Source organism: Clostridium sp. LIBA-8841 (assembly GCF_057782475.1).
In genome coordinates this window covers 2333847-2351246 of the sequence record NZ_CM173488.1, presented here as the reverse complement: position 1 = coordinate 2351246, position 17400 = coordinate 2333847, and the positions used below count along the sequence as shown (strand labels likewise).

The window sequence follows — 17400 nt, the reverse complement described above, 5'->3', positions numbered from 1 at the left end:
AAAAAGATGCGTACTAGTATGCATCTTTTTTTTTGGATTTTTTGGAATATCATCACATTAATAAGTAAATACTAACCTTAAAGAACGGGAGGTATTAAAGATGAATAGTTACACATTTATAATGTTATTGCAATTGCTTATATCAGTTTTATTTTTCGTATATATGAGTAATTCAGTTAACAATAAGAAGAAAAATAATAATGTATTAGAAAAAGAAAACGAAAAAGAAATGGAAAAGTTAAATAAACTAAGGATGATAAAGTTAACAGAGCCTTTAACTGAAAAGAGTAGACCTAGTAAATTAGAAGAAATAATAGGGCAAGAAAAAGGAATAAAAGCTCTTAAAGCTGCATTGTGTGGACCAAATCCACAGCATGTAATAATATATGGTCCTCCAGGAGTAGGTAAAACAGCGGCTGCTAGAATAATTTTAGAGGAAGCAAAAAGAATGGTTTCATCTCCTTTTAACAAGGATTCTAAGTTTGTTGAAATTGATGCAACAACTCTAAGATTCGATGAGAGAGGAATAGCAGATCCTTTAATAGGATCTGTACATGATCCTATATATCAAGGGGCGGGTTCTTTAGGTATAGCAGGAGTGCCTCAACCAAAACCAGGAGCGGTAACTAAGGCACATGGAGGAATACTTTTTATTGATGAAATAGGAGAATTACATCCAATTGAATTAAATAAGCTTCTTAAGGTTTTAGAAGATAGAAAGGTTTTTTTAGATTCAGCTTATTACAGTTCAGAAGATCCGAATACACCTAGATATATAAAGGAAATATTTGATAATGGATTACCAGCAGATTTTAGATTGATTGGAGCTACTACAAGAAGTCCAGAAGAAATTGTTCCAGCCATAAGATCAAGGTGTGTAGAGATATTTTTTAGAGGATTAACTGTTGAAGAGATTAGAGAAATCGCCTTAAATGCAACTAAAAAAGTTGGATATAGAATAAGTGATGAAGGATTGGATATAGTAGCTAGATATTGTACTAATGGAAGAGAGGTTATAAATTTAGTTCAATTATGTTCTGGTCTTGCTATAAATGAAAATAGGGATTATATAAAAGAAAGTGATATTTATTGGGTTATTGAAAATGGTCAATATAATCCGAGAATGGAAAGAATGATAAATGATAAGCCGGAGATTGGATATGTGAATGGTTTGGCTGTATATGGTGCCAATAATGGAGCTTTAATGGAGATAGAAGCTACAGCCAAGGCTTCAAAAAATAATGTTGGAAATATAAAAATTACAGGAATAGTAGATGATGAAGAATTAGGTGGAGGAGAGAAAAAAATAAAGAGAAAGAGCACTGCATATTGTTCTGTACAAAATGTATTAACTGTTTTAGATAATATATTTAATTTAAATTCAAAAGAATATGATATTCATGTGAATTTTCCAGGAGGAATACCAGTTGATGGGCCATCGGCTGGAATAAGTATAGCTACGGCTATATATAGTGCAATAAAGGGGATTCCTGTGAGCAACAGAGTTGCTATGACTGGCGAGATATCAATAAAGGGTAAGGTAAAACCAATTGGTGGAGTAAATGCTAAAATCTTAGCAGCAAAGAGAGCAGGAGCAGAATTAGTCATAGTTCCCAAGGAAAATTTAAGTAGTGTAACAAGAGATATTGATGGAATAAAGATAGTAGGAGTTAAAGGAATTGAAGAGGTTTTAAAACTTGCACTTTTTGAAGAAGAAAGTGTTAAAGAAGATAATTTGACAATTAAGGATAATGCAGCATTTTTTGGTGCTGGTGCCTTGAATGCAGAATCTTTAAAGAAAGCTAACACTTAAAGTGTTAGTTTTCTTTTATGCAATTAATTAAGGTTGAAAAAAACTTATAATATGTGTATACTTGTTAAAGGCTATATATTTACATAATATATAGTTATTAATTTTTTTGGAGGGGATATTTATGAAAGAAGATAAATTAATTCTTCCTTTAATTCCTCTAAGAGGTTTAACTGTATTTCCTAATATGGTTATATACTTTGACGTTGGTAGGGAAAAGTCAATAGAAGCTGTTGAAAAAGCTATGGCAGGAGACCAAAAAATATTTTTAGCAGCTCAGAAGGATATAGAAATTGACAAACCAAGTGAAGATGACATCTTTAATATAGGTACAATCTGTGAAATAAAACAAATTGTAAAAATGCCAAAGGATACTATAAGAGTTTTAGTAGAAGGTATTGAAAGAGCAAAGATGGATGAATTCTTTGATAAAGAGGAATTACTTGAAGCATCAATAGAAAAAATAGATATTGATAATGAAGTTGACCATGAAATTGAAGCTTTATCAAGAAAGTTAAAAGATGACTTTTTTGAATTTTTAGATATTACGGCAAGTAGTGGAATAAATGGTGTTGATTTATTTGATAATCTAGAAGAAGAAAAAGACTTGAATAAGGTTACTGATTTAATTTCTTCATATGTTCTTATAAAACAAGAGGATAAACAAGATATTCTTCAAACTTTAAACCTTAAGGAAAGAATGGAAAAATTAATATTCTATGTGAAACAAGAAATTGAAGTAGCTAAGATAGAAAAAAGAATAGGTACTAAGGTTAAGAAGAAACTTGATAAAGGACAAAGAGAATACTATTTAAGAGAACAAATAAAGGTTATCCAAGAAGAACTTGGGGAAGATGATGAAAATAAAAAGGCTATAATAGATTTTGAAAAAATAATAGAAGAGAAAAAGTTACCAAATCAAGTTAAAGAAAAAGCTCAATATGAAATTTCAAAACTTAAAGCTTCATCACCATATTCACAAGATGGAGGAGTTACAAGAACTTATTTAGAAAATTTATTGGACATGCCTTGGGGAGAATACACCAAGGATACTTTAGATATAAAGGAAGCTAGGAAAGTATTAGACAAAGATCATTATGGATTAAAAGACGTAAAGGACAGAATTCTTGAATACTTAGCTGTAAAACAAATAAGTAATTCATTAAGAGGTCCTATCCTTTGTCTAGTTGGTCCTCCAGGAGTAGGTAAAACTTCTATAGCTAAAAGTGTTGCGACTTCATTAAATAGAAACTTTGTAAGAATGTCTTTAGGTGGAGTTAGAGATGAGGCTGATATAAGAGGTCATAGAAGAACTTACGTTGGGGCAATTCCAGGAAGAATAGTTACTGGATTAAAAGAAGCTAAAAGCATGAATCCAGTTTTCTTACTAGATGAAATTGATAAGTTAGGAATGGATTTTAAAGGGAATCCAGCTGATGCTTTATTAGAAGTTTTTGATAATGAACAAAATAAAACTTTTAGAGATCACTATTTAGAAGTAGACGTAGATTTATCAGAGGTTATGTTTATAACAACAGCAAACTCTTTAGATGGAATTCCAAGACCTCTTTTAGATAGAATGGAATTAATAGAGGTATCAGGATATACTTATGAAGAAAAATTTAGAATAGCTAAAAGATATTTAGTACCGAAGGCTTTAAAAGAACATGGAGTAAGTAGTAAAAAAATAAACATATCTGATTCAGCTTTAAAGCTTATTATAGATAGTTATACAAGAGAGTCAGGAGTAAGAAATCTTCAAAGACAGATAGCTAATGTTATAAGAAAAGGAATAAGGGATATAATAGAAAAGAATAAGGAAAAGCTAAATATATCCACAAAATTAGTTGAAAAATATCTAGGACCTAAGATATTTAGCTATGAAGAGATTGATAAAGAAGATAAAGTTGGAGTAGTAACAGGAATGGCTTGGACAGCTTATGGTGGAGATACTCTACCTGTAGAAGTAATGGTCATGGATGGTAAAGGAAGACTAGAACTTACAGGTCAACTTGGAGATGTAATGAAGGAATCTGCAAGAGCAGCATACTCTTATGTTAGAGCTCATATGAAAGAGTTAGGAATAAAAGATGAATTTTATTCTAAGAAAGATATTCACATACATGCTCCTGAAGGAGCTGTTCCTAAGGATGGTCCTTCTGCTGGGGTTACTATGACTACTGCCTTAGTATCAGCATTAACTGGTAAAAAAGTTAAGCATAATGTTGCTATGACAGGAGAAATAACTTTAACTGGAAAAGTTCTAGCTATTGGTGGATTAAAAGAGAAATGTTTAGCAGCAAGAAGAATTGGAATTGATACAGTTATAGTTCCTAAAGAAAATGAAAAAGATGTAATTAAACTTCCTAAGATAGTTAAGGATAGTTTAAATATAATACTTGCAGATAAAATTGATGATGTATTAAAAAATGCATTGGTTGGAGTTGAAAAATAATGAAAATAAAAAGTTCGGAATTTATAATATCAGCGGTTAAGAGAGAGCAATACCCTGATGACAATTTACCTGAGATTGCTTTTGTTGGTAGATCAAATGTTGGTAAGTCTTCTATAATAAATTCATTAACAAATAGAAGAGGATTAGCAAAGGTAAGTCAAACTCCAGGAAAAACTAGATTAATAAACTTTTTCTTATTAAATAAAGAGTTTTACTTAGTAGATTTACCTGGATACGGATATGCTAAGGTATCTAAAAAGGAAAAAGCATCTTGGGGTGCTACGATAGAAAGATACTTAATAAATAGAGAACCATTAAAAAAGGTTGTTTTATTAGTAGATTGTAGACATAAACCTACTGCTGATGATATTCAAATGTATGAATGGATAAAGCACTATGGATATGAAGTTGTAGTAGTTGCAACAAAGAGTGATAAGATATCTAACAATCAAATAGGAAAAAGTGAAAAACTTATAAAAGAAACTTTAGGTTTACCTAAAGATTATAAATTGAAGTTTTTCTCTTCACTAAATAAAAAGGGAAAAGATGAACTTGTAGATTATCTATTTGATGATTTAGTGGAAGAAAATTAAATTTAAAAGATTTATTATATAGTTAACCTTTTAGAAGTTTTAAGAATATAATATTAAAAGATAGCCATGAAGGATTATGCCTTCATGGCTATTTTTTTTGAAGTATATGCTAGGCTATAAAGATATATTACAAAATATTGAAAAAAATCCATAAACAAGTGTCAAAAAATATAAGTCAGAATACTATATAGTATAAAGAAAATATATGGAGGCAAATTTTATGGATTTAAATGAAATCTTAGAAGGAATATCAGATAATAATTGGAGAGACGATCGTGACTGTGATAGGTCTAGATCAAGAAGGGTTTCTAGATCCAGACGTAGATCAAGATCAAGAAGATGTGATATAGACAGAATTTTAAGAGATTGTTGTGACTTTGACAGATCAAGATCAAGAAGATGTGACTTTGGAAACTTTGGATTTGGCTGCGGTGGTGGAATATGGACTTTAATCTGGCTGATACTTCTATGTTGTGGCGGATTTGGCGGCGGCTGTGGCGGATTTGGAGGTTCCGGCAATAGAGGTTGTTGTTGTTGTTGTGATGATGATTGTTGTTGCTGCTGTGGAAACCAAGGCGGATTCGGCGGATTTGGCGGATTTGGCGGATTCGGAGGCGGCGGTTGTAGCTGGTTAATCTGGATAATTATTTTAGTAGTTCTATGTGGCGGTAACGGCTTCGGCTTCGGAAATAACAGCGGAGATGGTTTCTTTGGTAATTGCGGATGTTAGTAATGGTTTTTAGAAATTCAAAAAGGAGTGAACATTATGAGTAGAAAAAAATGCTGCAAATGCAAATGTTGTAAATGCAAATGTTGTAAATGTAAATGCAAACATGGCAAATGCAAATGTAAGAAACAAGATTGCTGTTGTGTAGGAAATAGTTTTTCAGGAGTAAATAATTGTTCAGGATTTGATCCTTGTACAGTATTGCCAACACTCTTAGTATTACAAAGCTCAGGCTTATTATGCAATGATAGAGCATTTATCTTATTCTTATTATTCTTGCTATGTGGTGGTACAAATAATACAAATAGCTGCGGCTGTAATTGTTGTTAGAATAATATGTGGAGGGTTTTTTAACCCTCCTAAAAAAATAAGAAATATAGTACATATCAAAAATATATTAAGGGGGATAGGAGATGTCAAAACGTAGACATAAGAACAAAAACAATCAAAATTCAAACTCAAATTCAAACTCAAATTCAAATTCAAATTCAAATTCAAAGCAAGGAAATATGATGGGAGGATTAAATCCTCAAATGTTAGATATGCTAGGTCTTGGGAATATAGATATGAATAAAGTTTCTGAAGTTTTATCTTCTATGGGAAATAATGGATTCGATATGAGCTCTATAAGTTCAATGTTAAATAATCAACAAGGAGGAAAAAAAGACTCGCCAAGTAATTATAAAGAAGAAAAGGGGAAAATGAATAATAACAATAATAATCCTTTGGCAGCCATGATGGGAGGAGGAAATCCTATGGGAGATTTAGGACCACTTATGGGATTATTAGGTGGAGGAGGATCACCAAATGGTGCAATGAATCCTATGGGTGGCATGGGAGGATTGGGAGCTCTTGCTAATATGTTAGGTGGAAGTATGGGGAAAGGTAATTCAGGAGGCAATAGCATTAATAGTAGTGTCAGTATGGATCCTATAGTTACTATGCTACTTTCTCTTAGAAATTTTGTTGATCCCCAAAGAGCTAGATTTTTAGATAAAGTTTTAAGAATGTATAAGGAAGGAAAAATAACATATTAATATATGAAACATTTATGGATAAAGAGGTTAAATTAAAATCATATGATTTTAACTTAACCTCTTTTTATTTCTTTGAATGAAGATTAATTGAACTTATAAGAAAAGTATCATCAACTTTTTCTAATTGTATTGTAAAATTAATCTGTGATTTAGAGCTACTATTTTCTTTTGAAATTTTATTAAAATTTATACTCCATGAGCAAGTAGTTATTTCTCCTTTGTTATTCCAAACGATATCTCTGAAAAAAGCATCTTGAAAGGTATAGTAATAAAGCTCTTTTTCTAGTCGCCATATTTGAGATAAGTCCTCAGATGGAATATAACTTATAAATATGTTTGGAAGTTCGGAGAGTTCATAATTTAATGAGATTATATCTATGAAACTAATGATAGGATATAATCCAGGAGGTTCTATGGAATCATAGGATATGTTTTTTGTTTTTTTATTTAAAAGCATATACTTTTGGATATTTTCCTTAGAATCTGTTAAAGAAAATGAAATTATTTTTGGCGTTTTTCCATTATTTGAATCTATAATTCCTAATACATTATTTGTAGAATAAAAAATATCTTCAAAACTTTCTCCAGTCCATTTAAATAGATGTTGAATAGAAACATTATCTTCTGAGGATTGAATCATTATCTCTGGAATATTATTTCTATCTAAATCTAATAGGTTTAAAGTCATTGGCCAATTAGAAGAAAATTTACCTAAAGAATTAATTTTTTTATTTGGAATTAAGTCATAGTTTTTATCATTAATACTTGCATAAACATGATATTTTTGTTCGTTTTCTAATTCAATATATATATAATCTTCTTTACCATCACCATTTAAATCTGCTTTTACAGTTTGTTCTTGTATATGATCATTAATAATAGCCTTAGTAGAAGTTTTTTTAAAGGAAACTACTAAAACAAAAGAAATTAAAATAAGCATAAAATAAGTGAGTTTTTTTATATGATTTTTATTTATAGAACTCATAAAATCACCTCAATTAGATTATATGTAGATATTATATTTTTTATTAACTTGTAATTTTTTTTTTGTACTTTGAACAAAATATATTAAAGGTGGTGATTAATATGCTTTATAAAACTCATATTGAAATAGGAGAAAATACATTAAAAACTATTGAGGGAAGAGGAAGAAAATTAATTGATGAAAAGAGTTTCTTAAAAGGGAATGTTCTTCCAGACATATCACCTAAATATAGACTGAAGAAACATGGTAGAAAGCAGTTTGAAAAGATTATTGAGGAGAAGATAGTTCATTTAACAAGCTTAAATAGCTATAACATAATAAATCAATTAGGAAAAGAAAAGTTTAGTATAGAATTGGGAGTAATATGTCATTTTCTATGTGATTTCTTTTCATTACCTCACGATGAAGAATGGGGATTTAAAGAAAGTGTAACACTTAAGCATGTCTTATATGAGAAAAAGTTACATAAGGTTTTAAGTAAAAAGGTAATAATAAGTGATAGCTATAAGATATTGGGAAATTCCAACTATGATGATTTTTTAAGAGAAGCTTTGAAAAAATATAGAAAATTATATGGCCATCATAATGACTTGTTTTTTGCTATGTATCTTACTAATTCAGTCACAAGATATATTTTAGAGTGTATAGAAAAAAATGATAAAAAAGAACTTTTAAGAGAAAAATACGTTGCTTTTTAATAAAAACTAATAATATTACATATTATTATAAAAAGGGTAAATGATAGGAGGATATTATGATAATATTAGCAAAGAGATTTAATATAAAAGGAGTTATATATAACTTAATGAATTATAATGAATACAATATAAGAAAATATAGCTCTTTTTATAGATAGTAATTGGAGGGAATAGCTTAATAAAAGCTATTCTTTTTTTGAACTAAAGGGGGAGGAGGAAACTTGAAAAAAGTATAACTTAGTATATACTTAAAAGTATAGATATATACTTTATTGAGTATTTAAAGTTTTTATAAGGAGACAAAAAAATGAAAATGAATAGAAACGATTTATGTTGGTGTAATAGTGGGAAAAAATATAAAAAATGTCATATGGAATTTGATGAGAGAATAGAAAATTTAGCTAGAGAAGGTTTTGAAGTTCCTACTAGAGATATAATAAAAAATGAAGAACAAATAGAAGGAATAAGAAAAAGTGCAGAAATAAATAATGCTGTCTTAGATTTAGTTGCAGAAAAAATAAAGGCAGGAATGAGTACTGAAGATATAGACAGAATAGTACATGACTATACAATAAGTAAAGGGGCTATTCCAGCGCCACTTAATTATGGCGGATTCCCTAAAAGTGTATGTACATCAATAAACGATGAGGTTTGTCATGGAATTCCAGATAAAAATATAATCCTTAAAGAAGGGGATATAATAAATGTAGATGTTTCTACTATATACAATGGATATTATTCAGATGCTTCAAGAATGTTTATTATAGGAGAAGCTAGTGAAAATGCTAAAAGACTAGTTAGAGTTGCTAAAGAGTGCTTAGAAAAAGGAATTGAAGCAGTTAAACCTTGGGGATTCTTAGGAGATATAGGAGCAGCAATTCAAGAACATGCTGAAAAGAATGGATATTCAGTTGTAAGAGATTTTGGGGGCCATGGAGTAGGGTTAAAATTCCATGAGGATCCGTTTGTATATCATTATGGTGATGCAGGAGAAGGAATGATATTAGTTCCAGGAATGATATTCACTATAGAGCCTATGATAAATGAAGGAAAATATGATGTATTTGTGGATGCTGATAATGATTGGACTGCATTAACTATGGATGGCTCTCTTTCAGCTCAATGGGAGCATACTATATTAGTAACAGAAGATGGAATAGAAATAATAGCTAAATAGTAAAAAGTTTTAAAGGCTTTCTAGTTTAAATTAGAAAGCCTTTAAAAATACATACTTATTGGTGCTATTAACACAGTTGGAGATTTAATTTTAGGATCAGGGTATTTGGGAATAGGTATATCAAGATTTTTTATTAAATCTAAATAAGGGGAAATTGAATTTAGTAAATTAATATAATAATTTTCTTGCGTAAGTTTTCGTAAGAGGTTTATACAATCATTACCATCTGTACAAACTTTAATAACCTTACCTAGAACATTACAACTACAGTTACATTTATCATAAACATAGCAATCTCCATTTAAAAAATATTTAGAATTTGTATTAAGTATTGCCGTATAATCAGAACAATTCATAATTATATCTTCAGTAGAAGTGCAAGAGAGTTTAGTTTTGATTGATTTTAATAAATTCAATATTATTGAAAAATTTAACTTGCCTAAGTTCTTATCTACTAAAAGAGAATCAAGTAGTTCTATAGGAAAACATTCCAATAAGCTTATGATTGAATCTAAATAGGATGACATTGAGGTTTCAGTTATGCATCCTTTTATTCTTATATAATCTCCTTCTGAAATATTTGAATTAATAAAGGAGATGTCATTTATATCTTTTAGTGCATTTGAATCAGTCATTCTCGTAATCATATTATTGTGTATTTCAAAGGTGGTAAAAATTCTCTTTATCTCTTCTTCAGTTCTTCCAAATATTCTACTTTCTACACTTCGATCATTTCCATAAAAAGTTGTTTCATTGAAATCATTTGCTCTATTATTAGTCTTAAAACCCTTATTATAAGATTTACTTTTTCCGTCACTACAAAATATTTTATTATTTTCATCTAAGTGGATTCTTCCAGCTAAGGTGTTATCACATATTCTTCTAGAAGTTCGTATATCTATAAATCCATTCAAATATACAGAGGATAGGCTTTTAATTAAGTATTCATCTATGTATATAAAGAGGTTTAAAAGATCATTCATTATTATTCTCCTAACTTAACATGCTGTTATTATAATTTATATTATAAAGATTTATTTACTATGAATATTTAAGATAATAAAGTAATAATAGATTGGAGAAAGAGATTTTATTATTTCTAGTAAGTGAGGAATAAATTATTATATAATGGTAGAGAAGTAGGATGAAGTGTATGATGTGGAAATTGTTGTATTGACAAAATTGTACAATTGTTATATAATAAAAATGTTCACGCCGAAGTGGCGGAATTGGCAGACGCAGCGGACTCAAAATCCGCCGGGCTAATACTCGTACGGGTTCGAGTCCCGTCTTCGGCACCAAACATCTGAGAGTTCTCAGGTGTTTTTTTTATAGTTACTTATAAAATTATAAGTTTTTGGAGGAAGTAATTTGAAAAATAAAAAAATAAAACTAATTATTAATATAGGTATATTAATAATTTTTATAATGGGCTTATTTATAACAAGCAGCATATTATATTTAAATTATAAAGGAAAAGAAAGAGAAAAAGCATTGATAAAAGAGTATGAGAATAGTTTAAATATAAATGATAATACTTCAGATTCTTTAAGAGAAGAAAAGAAAAATACAAATAAAGGAAATATATGGGGATTACTAGAAATAAAGAAAATTAATCTTTTATCACCAATAGTAGAAGGGGTATCTGAGGAGAATTTAAAATACTCTATAGCTCATTTTGAAAATTCCTCTTTACCAGATGAAGAAGGAAATTGTGTTTTAGGAGCTCATAATAATGTTTATGGGAGTATATTTGAAAATTTAAAGGAATTAGAAGTAGGAGATATTATAGAATTAAATTATAAAAACAAGATATATAAATATAAGATTTTTACAAAGAAAGTTATAGAGCCAACAGATTTTACTTTATTAGAAAAAGGAGAAGGAAAGGAAATAACCTTAGTAACATGTACTAATAGAGCAAAAAATAGACTTGTGGTAAAAGGAATTTTAATTGAATAAAAATTAAAAAAATTTTAATAAAGATTAATTAGTAATACAAAAAATATATGTTAATTTATGGTATAATTCAATAAAATGGTATTTGGAGGGAAATATGGTTATAGCTATTTTATTATTATCATTAAGTATTTTTAACATATTTATAGGAAATAAGGTAAAAGAAAAAAAGTTAGCCAATCTTTTATCAGGCTTTGATAAAGAAAAAGATGATGTGGAATATATAAGTTGCATATTAGGAGATACACTTAAAAGAATTGGCAACTGTGGAATTATACTTACAGCTATGTATTTAGTTTTTATGAGTAAAATATCTGTAGGAGTATATTTAATTTGTTATGTGAGTGTTATAGTATTATTTATAGTTAATCTTACTTTTAAAACAGATAAACATAGGAGAAGTAGACTTAAAGCAGAGAAATAAAAGAGGACAGTTTGTCCTCTTTTTATTTTGAATAAAAAAATGGCATTATTAAAGAGGCTAAAAGAATTAAAAATGTTATTATAACAAATATTTTTGCAGGTAAGGTAGCATAATTGAAGTCATACCCAATACCAGCACGTTTTTCAACCATAATAGCTGGATCATTAGGATTATAATAAAATAAACCTAATTTATATAAGTCATCATCATCTCTATAAAGTTCATCATCATTAGTACTTATTGGGCGATTTCTTGATTTTAATATTCTAAAGATAAATAGTAAAGGTATTAATATTATTAAAATCAAAAATAAGATGTTTACAGCAGTAAAAATTTCTTTATTGACCTTAATTAAGCCTAGAATTATAGATGTTAGAAATACAAATAATGAGCTAATATTTAATGATGTGAAAAATAACATTAATGATATTTCACGTTTAAAAACTTTTTTTTCTTTTATTAGGGAAGCAATTGTTCCTCCATTTAATCTAGCTCCTTTTTTTACGAAAGATTTTATTATAAATAATGAAAATAATGTAATAAATAGTGAAGAAACAGGTAGCATATAGACAGAAGCTTTTGTTCCTATTAAATTTGAACTAGCAAAGCTTGTTATATTCCCTGAAAAGTCAAAATGCATAGGTATTTCTATAATTTTCTTAGGATAAAAAATAATTACTTCTAATAAATTTACTATACCTAAATAAATAGGAATAGAAAACCACCAAAGATTTAAAGTAACCTTTTCTTTTTTATTATCAATAGATAATATTATTTTATTTTTAGATAAAACTTTCCAGCCAAGTTCTTTTTTTATTCTTTTCATGGCTTTATTTGCTTTTACATAAGGTATTGTAATTGCAAATAAAAGAAGGTATATATGAAGAACTATAGAGGCTGGATGATTGAAGATACTAACAATTAATGCTATTGCCGTAACCATTAAGCAGTATATTAAACAATGTCTTCTATAAATTTTTTCTATTAATTTAATTTTAGGATTACTTCTAAATTCTATAGGAACTCTAACGCCAAATATGATTCCTTGATCTGAAAATTTATTCACATATGCTCCTAAAAAGTAAAATATAAAGAAATCAAATAATATAAATAAAAAGGATATGATATAGTCCATAGTCCCCTCCTAATAAAATATATTTTTCATTTTAAAAAAGTGACTCAGCAATTTTTATAAACTCTTCTTTAGAGATATTTCTAGCAATGCATTCATTTATATAATTTTGCATATCTGCTTTTAAGTTTTCTTTAAACTTTTCATTAGATAAGAAGTCAATAGAAACAACAGCTCCAGTACGCCTATCTAGTTTTATGTAGCCTTCATCTTTTAAGAGTGAATAGGTTTTATTTACTGTATGAAGATTTATACCAAGTTGAGAGGCGAAGGACCTTACTGAGGGTAATGAATCTCCGTTGACTAAAGTTTTATTTGCCAATAATTTTATTATTTCATTTTTTAGTTGTATATATATAGGAACATCACTTTCAAAATCTAATTCAACAATCATGAAATTACCTCCTAATCATTGTTATATATATAATATAACAAATATTATATGTAAATGGAATACTATATTATACTTATTTTTGTTTTCTATAATTTTAATAGAATAGTTAATATTTTAGCTAAGAAGGAATTTTTTAAATTTTAGATGATATAAACAGTTTTTCTTTCATATAATTTACTAATATTATTTAATATTAAATTTATTTAAATGGTGGAGATGATTTATGATAAATTTAAGTAATAAAAAGAAGGAATTAATATGTGATGGAAGATTAAATTTAAGAAACCTTAATGAAGTATTAAATAAAAATAAGGAAATTTTTCAAGGGCTTTTAAAGAGGATAGCAGAAAATACTACTGTTAGTTTTCATAGATTAAAGCTGTTAAATCTTATATCTACGTATTTTATTTTATTACAAGATAATAAAAGTACTTTTGAAAATTATCTTAACATAGTAAAGGAAGCTGATTTTTTTAAAATAATAGGATTTAAAAGATATTTAAATAATTTATTAAGAGTTAAAGAATATATAAAAGAAAATGAATTTAAAGAAGTAGTAAATAATGATGAAAGTATATTATCGTATATTAGTAAGTATGAAGATAAAAATTTACTTGTTGTGTGCAATCTTTTGGATAGAGAAAATTTCTTCTCCTTTGATTGGTGTGAAGGTATAAACCCAAAGATATTAATTAGTAATTATAAAAATTCTGAAAAAGAAATAGATGAATTGAGATTGAGAGCATATGAAGTAATAATTTATGAGTTTTAAAATAAAAAGATATCAAGAAATTTTGAATTTTTTGATATCTTTTTTATTTGTTGAAAATATGCTATAAATTTACTGAATTTTAATGAAAATATATAATTTAAAATTTATAATATTGAATATAGAATAAAGTTTATAATATAATAAAAGTTGTATTACTTCTTTAGGAAAAATCTCTTTTTTATGGTTTTACAGGTTAATTTTTAAAAAATCAAGTTTATATAATCTAAATTTGGTAATAATTTAAAGGATTAGTCTGTTTAATGCATAATTTGGAGGTAGATTTAAGTGAAACTAAAAAGATATATATCTATAGGAATTGTTGCTACAGTAGCAATAATTAGTTTTTTTATAGGAAGAAGTTATGAAGTTTATAAGTTAAATGCTTTAGAAACAAATAATTTAGAGCTAAATGAAGAAATCAATAAAAAAGATGAGCTTAGTGAAGAACAAATTCGTATTAAAAATATAATTTTAAATGATAAAGATGGATTATTTAAAATTGTAAATGAGGAAAATCCTATAGATAGAAACTATGAACCAAAGGAATTAATAGTTCCAAATGTTAGTTTGGTTGGATTAGAAAGTGAGCCTAGAAATAAGATAAGCAAGGTTTTAAAAGATGATTTAGAAAGATTATTCAAAGATGCACAAAAGGAAGGACTTGATTTATATCTTTCTTGTGCATATAGATCCTTCGAGGAACAGGAATATTTATATAACAGAGCATTAGAGAAAGAAAAAAGCAATTCAAGTGTACTTGTAGCTCTTCCAGGAAGAAGTGAACATCAGTTAGGATTAGCTGTTGATTTAACTACTAGTTCTATAGGATTCCAACTAGAGGAATCTTTTGAGAATACTGAAGAAGGGCAATGGCTTTTAGAAAATTCATATAAATATGGTTTTGTTTTAAGATATTTAAATGGTAAAGAAGAGATAACAGGATATAGCTATGAACCTTGGCATTATAGATATGTTGGAAATTTAGAGGTTAGTAAGTATTGTTATGATAATAATCTTACATTAGAAGAATTATATGATGAATTAGATATAACAAAATAATATTATAATATATAAGATTTTAAAGGAGATAGTCTATGTATGTGATTAACTTTATAAGAGGATTTTTTATGGCTTTAGCTGATAGTGTTCCAGGTGTTTCTGGAGGAACTATAGCTTTTATAATGGGGTTTTATAACAAATTTATAAGTTCATTAAATGCTTTAACCTCAACTAAAAAAACTGATATGACTAAGAAAGATGCCTTAGTGTTTTTATTAAAATTAGGAGTAGGTTGGATAACTGGTATGGTTTTATCCATATTTTTCATAGCATCAATATTTGATAAGGAAATATATAAAATTAGTTCTTTATTTACTGGATTTATAATATTTTCTATACCAATAATAATAAGTGAGGATAAAAAAGCATTAAAGAAAAATTATGAATACATAATATATGCTATTTTAGGTATCGCTATTGTTGCTACTATAACTTATTTTAATCCAGCAACTGGAAGTGCAAAAAGTACAAGTCTAGTATTAAATCAATTTTCATTACCACTTGCTTTATATGTTTTTGTAGCTGGTATGATAGCAATCTCAGCAATGGTTTTACCAGGAATATCAGGTTCAACATTACTTTTAATATTTGGACTTTATGCACCAGTAGTAAATGCTGTAAAAGAAGTATTAACACTAAACTTTAGTTATTTACCTATGCTTATAGTTTTTGGACTAGGAGTAATTACGGGTATAATAACAACAATAAGACTAATAAAATTCTTGCTTTCAAATTATAGACCACAAATGATTTACTTCATAATAGGATTAATGATTGGATCTATATATGCAGTCTTCATGGGACCAACTACATTAGAAATTCCTAAGGCTGCTATGAATTTAAGTAGTTTTAACTTCCTTTTCTTTATTATAGGAGGAGCTTTAATTATAGGATTACAACAATTAAAGATTTATCTTGAAAAGAAAGAAATGGTATCAGATATATAAAAAATAGAAGTTAAGCTGTTATTACTTATAAGTAATAACAGCTTATTAGTTAATACTATAGATTTTTAGAATATAATAAAGAAACAGAGAATTGTATCCATTTATTAATCGAAATTTAACTATAAAGACTTTGTTATGCTAAAGATTTTATAGTATATTAATAATAAACTAAAAATTATTTACACGGAGGGATAAGCAATGTTTTTAAAAGAATTAAATAAAGAACAGGGATTAGCATTTATAAATTTAGTAACTGAATTTGCTTTAGCTGATGAGGATATAAGAAAAGAAGAAGAAGTATTAATTCGTACATATATAAAAGAATTAGATTTAGAAAAAGTGGATTTAGGAAATCTTTCATATGAAGAAGCAATAAATTCAATAAGAAATTCATCAGAAAAGATTAAAAATATTGTTTATTTTGAACTTGTTAGAATAGGTCTTGTTGATGAGGATTGTGATATAGAAGAAGTTGATTTCTTAGAAAAAATAAGTAAAGATTTAAATATATCAAGAGCTAAAAAAATACAAGTAGCAAATTGTTTTTATAATTTCTCAGAAAAAGATGGAGAAGAAAAATTAGAAGAGCTGGCAAGAGATATAATAGGTTAATATAAACTTTTAAAAATACTTAAAGTTAAAGGCTTTGAGTATTTTTTTATCTTTTATATTATAAATTATGGAAAAATATGGCGGAAAAAGGTATAATTATGTTAATTATTTATTAGGGGGAGAGATATATGGGAAGTAGAGCTTTTGCAAAGAGGAATAAGATTTATGAGTTTGAATATAGTGATTCCATAAGGGAAATTTGCAAACCATATAGGATAATTTCTAATGTAGCTTGGATTATAGTAGTAATTGCATTAGTGGAGCCTAGAATTTTATTACCTGCTTTTTTATTGAGTTTACTAATGTTTTTAACTAAAAAAATGAAAAGGTCTTGGCGTGTAAGTACTTTTATAGAAAAGATAAGGAATGGAAGATTTCAAGAGGCTGAAAAAATTCTAATTAAGTTAAAAGGCGTTGTAGATGAGGGAATTTACTCAGAGCTTAAAGATATGTTAAGTATGGAAAATAACATAAAAGTTAATGGTTAGGTATAAAGCTTAGTCAGTTAAAGCTTAGAATAACAAAAGTAAGATTTATTAGTTGAATAAGTAACATTAAAATGTTCATATATTCATACAAATGATAAAAGATTTGAAATAATTTAGTAAGAACAGGAGAT

The 17400-nt window shown here is 27.5% G+C and carries 19 protein-coding genes and 1 tRNA gene; 16 read left to right on the top strand and 4 right to left on the bottom strand.

Annotated elements, in window-relative coordinates; translation table 11 throughout:
* Nucleotides 1-100 precede the first annotated feature (100 nt).
* The 6 genes from lonB (at nt 101) to AC2A4K_RS10150 (ending at nt 6622) form a co-directional block, all read left to right on the top strand.
* Nucleotides 101-1813, top strand: a complete 1713-nt coding sequence (gene lonB, locus AC2A4K_RS10175; protein WP_322502378.1) for an ATP-dependent protease LonB — start codon at nt 101-103, stop codon at nt 1811-1813.
* Between the two features lie 121 nt (nt 1814-1934).
* Nucleotides 1935-4265 carry an endopeptidase La gene (gene lon, locus AC2A4K_RS10170; RefSeq protein ID WP_322502377.1) on the top strand — a complete coding sequence of 777 codons (2331 nt, stop codon included), beginning with the start codon at nt 1935-1937 and terminating at the stop codon, nt 4263-4265.
* A complete protein-coding gene (gene yihA, locus AC2A4K_RS10165) occupies nt 4265-4858 on the top strand; it encodes a ribosome biogenesis GTP-binding protein YihA/YsxC (RefSeq protein WP_322502376.1) in 594 nt (197 codons plus the stop codon). Before lon ends, yihA begins: the two co-directional genes overlap by 1 nt.
* A 220-nt stretch (nt 4859-5078) precedes the next feature.
* Nucleotides 5079-5588, top strand: coding sequence for a hypothetical protein (locus AC2A4K_RS10160; RefSeq protein WP_322502375.1), 510 nt, complete (start codon nt 5079-5081; stop codon nt 5586-5588).
* 36 nt (nt 5589-5624) lie between these two features.
* On the top strand, nt 5625-5915 hold the full coding sequence (locus AC2A4K_RS10155; RefSeq protein ID WP_322502374.1) for a hypothetical protein: 291 nt from the start codon (nt 5625-5627) through the stop codon (nt 5913-5915).
* Between the two features lie 83 nt (nt 5916-5998).
* On the top strand, nt 5999-6622 hold the full coding sequence (locus AC2A4K_RS10150; protein WP_322502373.1) for a hypothetical protein: 624 nt from the start codon (nt 5999-6001) through the stop codon (nt 6620-6622).
* Between the two features lie 64 nt (nt 6623-6686).
* Here AC2A4K_RS10150 and AC2A4K_RS10145 read toward each other — a convergent pair whose 3' ends face one another.
* Nucleotides 6687-7607: an FG-GAP repeat domain-containing protein gene (locus tag AC2A4K_RS10145; protein ID WP_322502372.1), complete on the bottom strand. Its 921-nt coding sequence runs from the start codon at nt 7605-7607 to the stop codon at nt 6687-6689.
* Between the two features lie 101 nt (nt 7608-7708).
* Here AC2A4K_RS10145 and AC2A4K_RS10140 point away from each other — a divergent pair, with 101 nt between their 5' ends.
* Nucleotides 7709-8305 (top strand): zinc dependent phospholipase C family protein, encoded by a 597-nt coding sequence (locus AC2A4K_RS10140; protein WP_322502371.1) that lies wholly within the window; start codon nt 7709-7711, stop codon nt 8303-8305.
* Nucleotides 8306-8612: 307 nt separating this feature from the next.
* A complete protein-coding gene (locus tag AC2A4K_RS10135; RefSeq protein WP_322502370.1) occupies nt 8613-9482 on the top strand; it encodes a methionyl aminopeptidase in 870 nt (289 codons plus the stop codon).
* Between the two features lie 41 nt (nt 9483-9523).
* Here AC2A4K_RS10135 and AC2A4K_RS10130 read toward each other — a convergent pair whose 3' ends face one another.
* Nucleotides 9524-10465, bottom strand: a complete 942-nt coding sequence (locus AC2A4K_RS10130; RefSeq protein ID WP_322502369.1) for a DUF6414 family protein — start codon at nt 10463-10465, stop codon at nt 9524-9526.
* A 231-nt stretch (nt 10466-10696) separates the two neighbouring features.
* On the opposite strand from AC2A4K_RS10130, the gene AC2A4K_RS10125 reads away from it, so the two are divergent.
* The 3 genes from AC2A4K_RS10125 (at nt 10697) to AC2A4K_RS10115 (ending at nt 11865) form a co-directional block, all read left to right on the top strand.
* Nucleotides 10697-10783 (top strand) — tRNA-Leu (locus AC2A4K_RS10125).
* A 70-nt stretch (nt 10784-10853) separates the two neighbouring features.
* Nucleotides 10854-11444, top strand: a complete 591-nt coding sequence (locus AC2A4K_RS10120) for a class D sortase (RefSeq protein WP_322502368.1) — start codon at nt 10854-10856, stop codon at nt 11442-11444.
* Between the two features lie 94 nt (nt 11445-11538).
* Nucleotides 11539-11865, top strand: a complete 327-nt coding sequence (locus tag AC2A4K_RS10115; protein ID WP_322502367.1) for a hypothetical protein — start codon at nt 11539-11541, stop codon at nt 11863-11865.
* A gap of 22 nt (nt 11866-11887) precedes the next feature.
* Here the strand turns inward: AC2A4K_RS10115 and AC2A4K_RS10110 are convergent, their stop codons facing one another.
* Complete coding sequence (locus tag AC2A4K_RS10110; protein WP_322502366.1) at nt 11888-13000, bottom strand: DUF5808 domain-containing protein; 1113 nt, start codon at nt 12998-13000, stop codon at nt 11888-11890.
* A gap of 31 nt (nt 13001-13031) precedes the next feature.
* On the bottom strand, nt 13032-13391 hold the full coding sequence (locus AC2A4K_RS10105; protein WP_322502365.1) for a GntR family transcriptional regulator: 360 nt from the start codon (nt 13389-13391) through the stop codon (nt 13032-13034).
* Nucleotides 13392-13614: 223 nt separating this feature from the next.
* On the opposite strand from AC2A4K_RS10105, the gene AC2A4K_RS10100 reads away from it, so the two are divergent.
* The 5 genes from AC2A4K_RS10100 to AC2A4K_RS10080 all read left to right on the top strand — a co-directional run bounded on the left by AC2A4K_RS10100 (nt 13615) and on the right by AC2A4K_RS10080 (nt 17269).
* Nucleotides 13615-14163 carry a hypothetical protein gene (locus AC2A4K_RS10100; RefSeq protein ID WP_322502364.1) on the top strand — a complete coding sequence of 183 codons (549 nt, stop codon included), beginning with the start codon at nt 13615-13617 and terminating at the stop codon, nt 14161-14163.
* Nucleotides 14164-14448: 285 nt separating this feature from the next.
* Nucleotides 14449-15222, top strand: coding sequence for a M15 family metallopeptidase (locus AC2A4K_RS10095; RefSeq protein WP_322502363.1), 774 nt, complete (start codon nt 14449-14451; stop codon nt 15220-15222).
* Between the two features lie 35 nt (nt 15223-15257).
* Entirely contained in the window at nt 15258-16169 is a 912-nt protein-coding gene (locus AC2A4K_RS10090) for a DUF368 domain-containing protein (protein WP_322502362.1), read from the top strand.
* A 198-nt stretch (nt 16170-16367) separates the two neighbouring features.
* The gene (locus AC2A4K_RS10085; protein ID WP_322502361.1) at nt 16368-16781 is read left to right on the top strand and encodes a hypothetical protein; all 414 of its coding nucleotides are present in this window, start codon (nt 16368-16370) and stop codon (nt 16779-16781) included.
* A gap of 128 nt (nt 16782-16909) precedes the next feature.
* Nucleotides 16910-17269 (top strand): hypothetical protein, encoded by a 360-nt coding sequence (locus AC2A4K_RS10080; RefSeq protein ID WP_322502360.1) that lies wholly within the window; start codon nt 16910-16912, stop codon nt 17267-17269.
* The last annotated feature ends 131 nt before the right edge of the window (nt 17270-17400 follow it).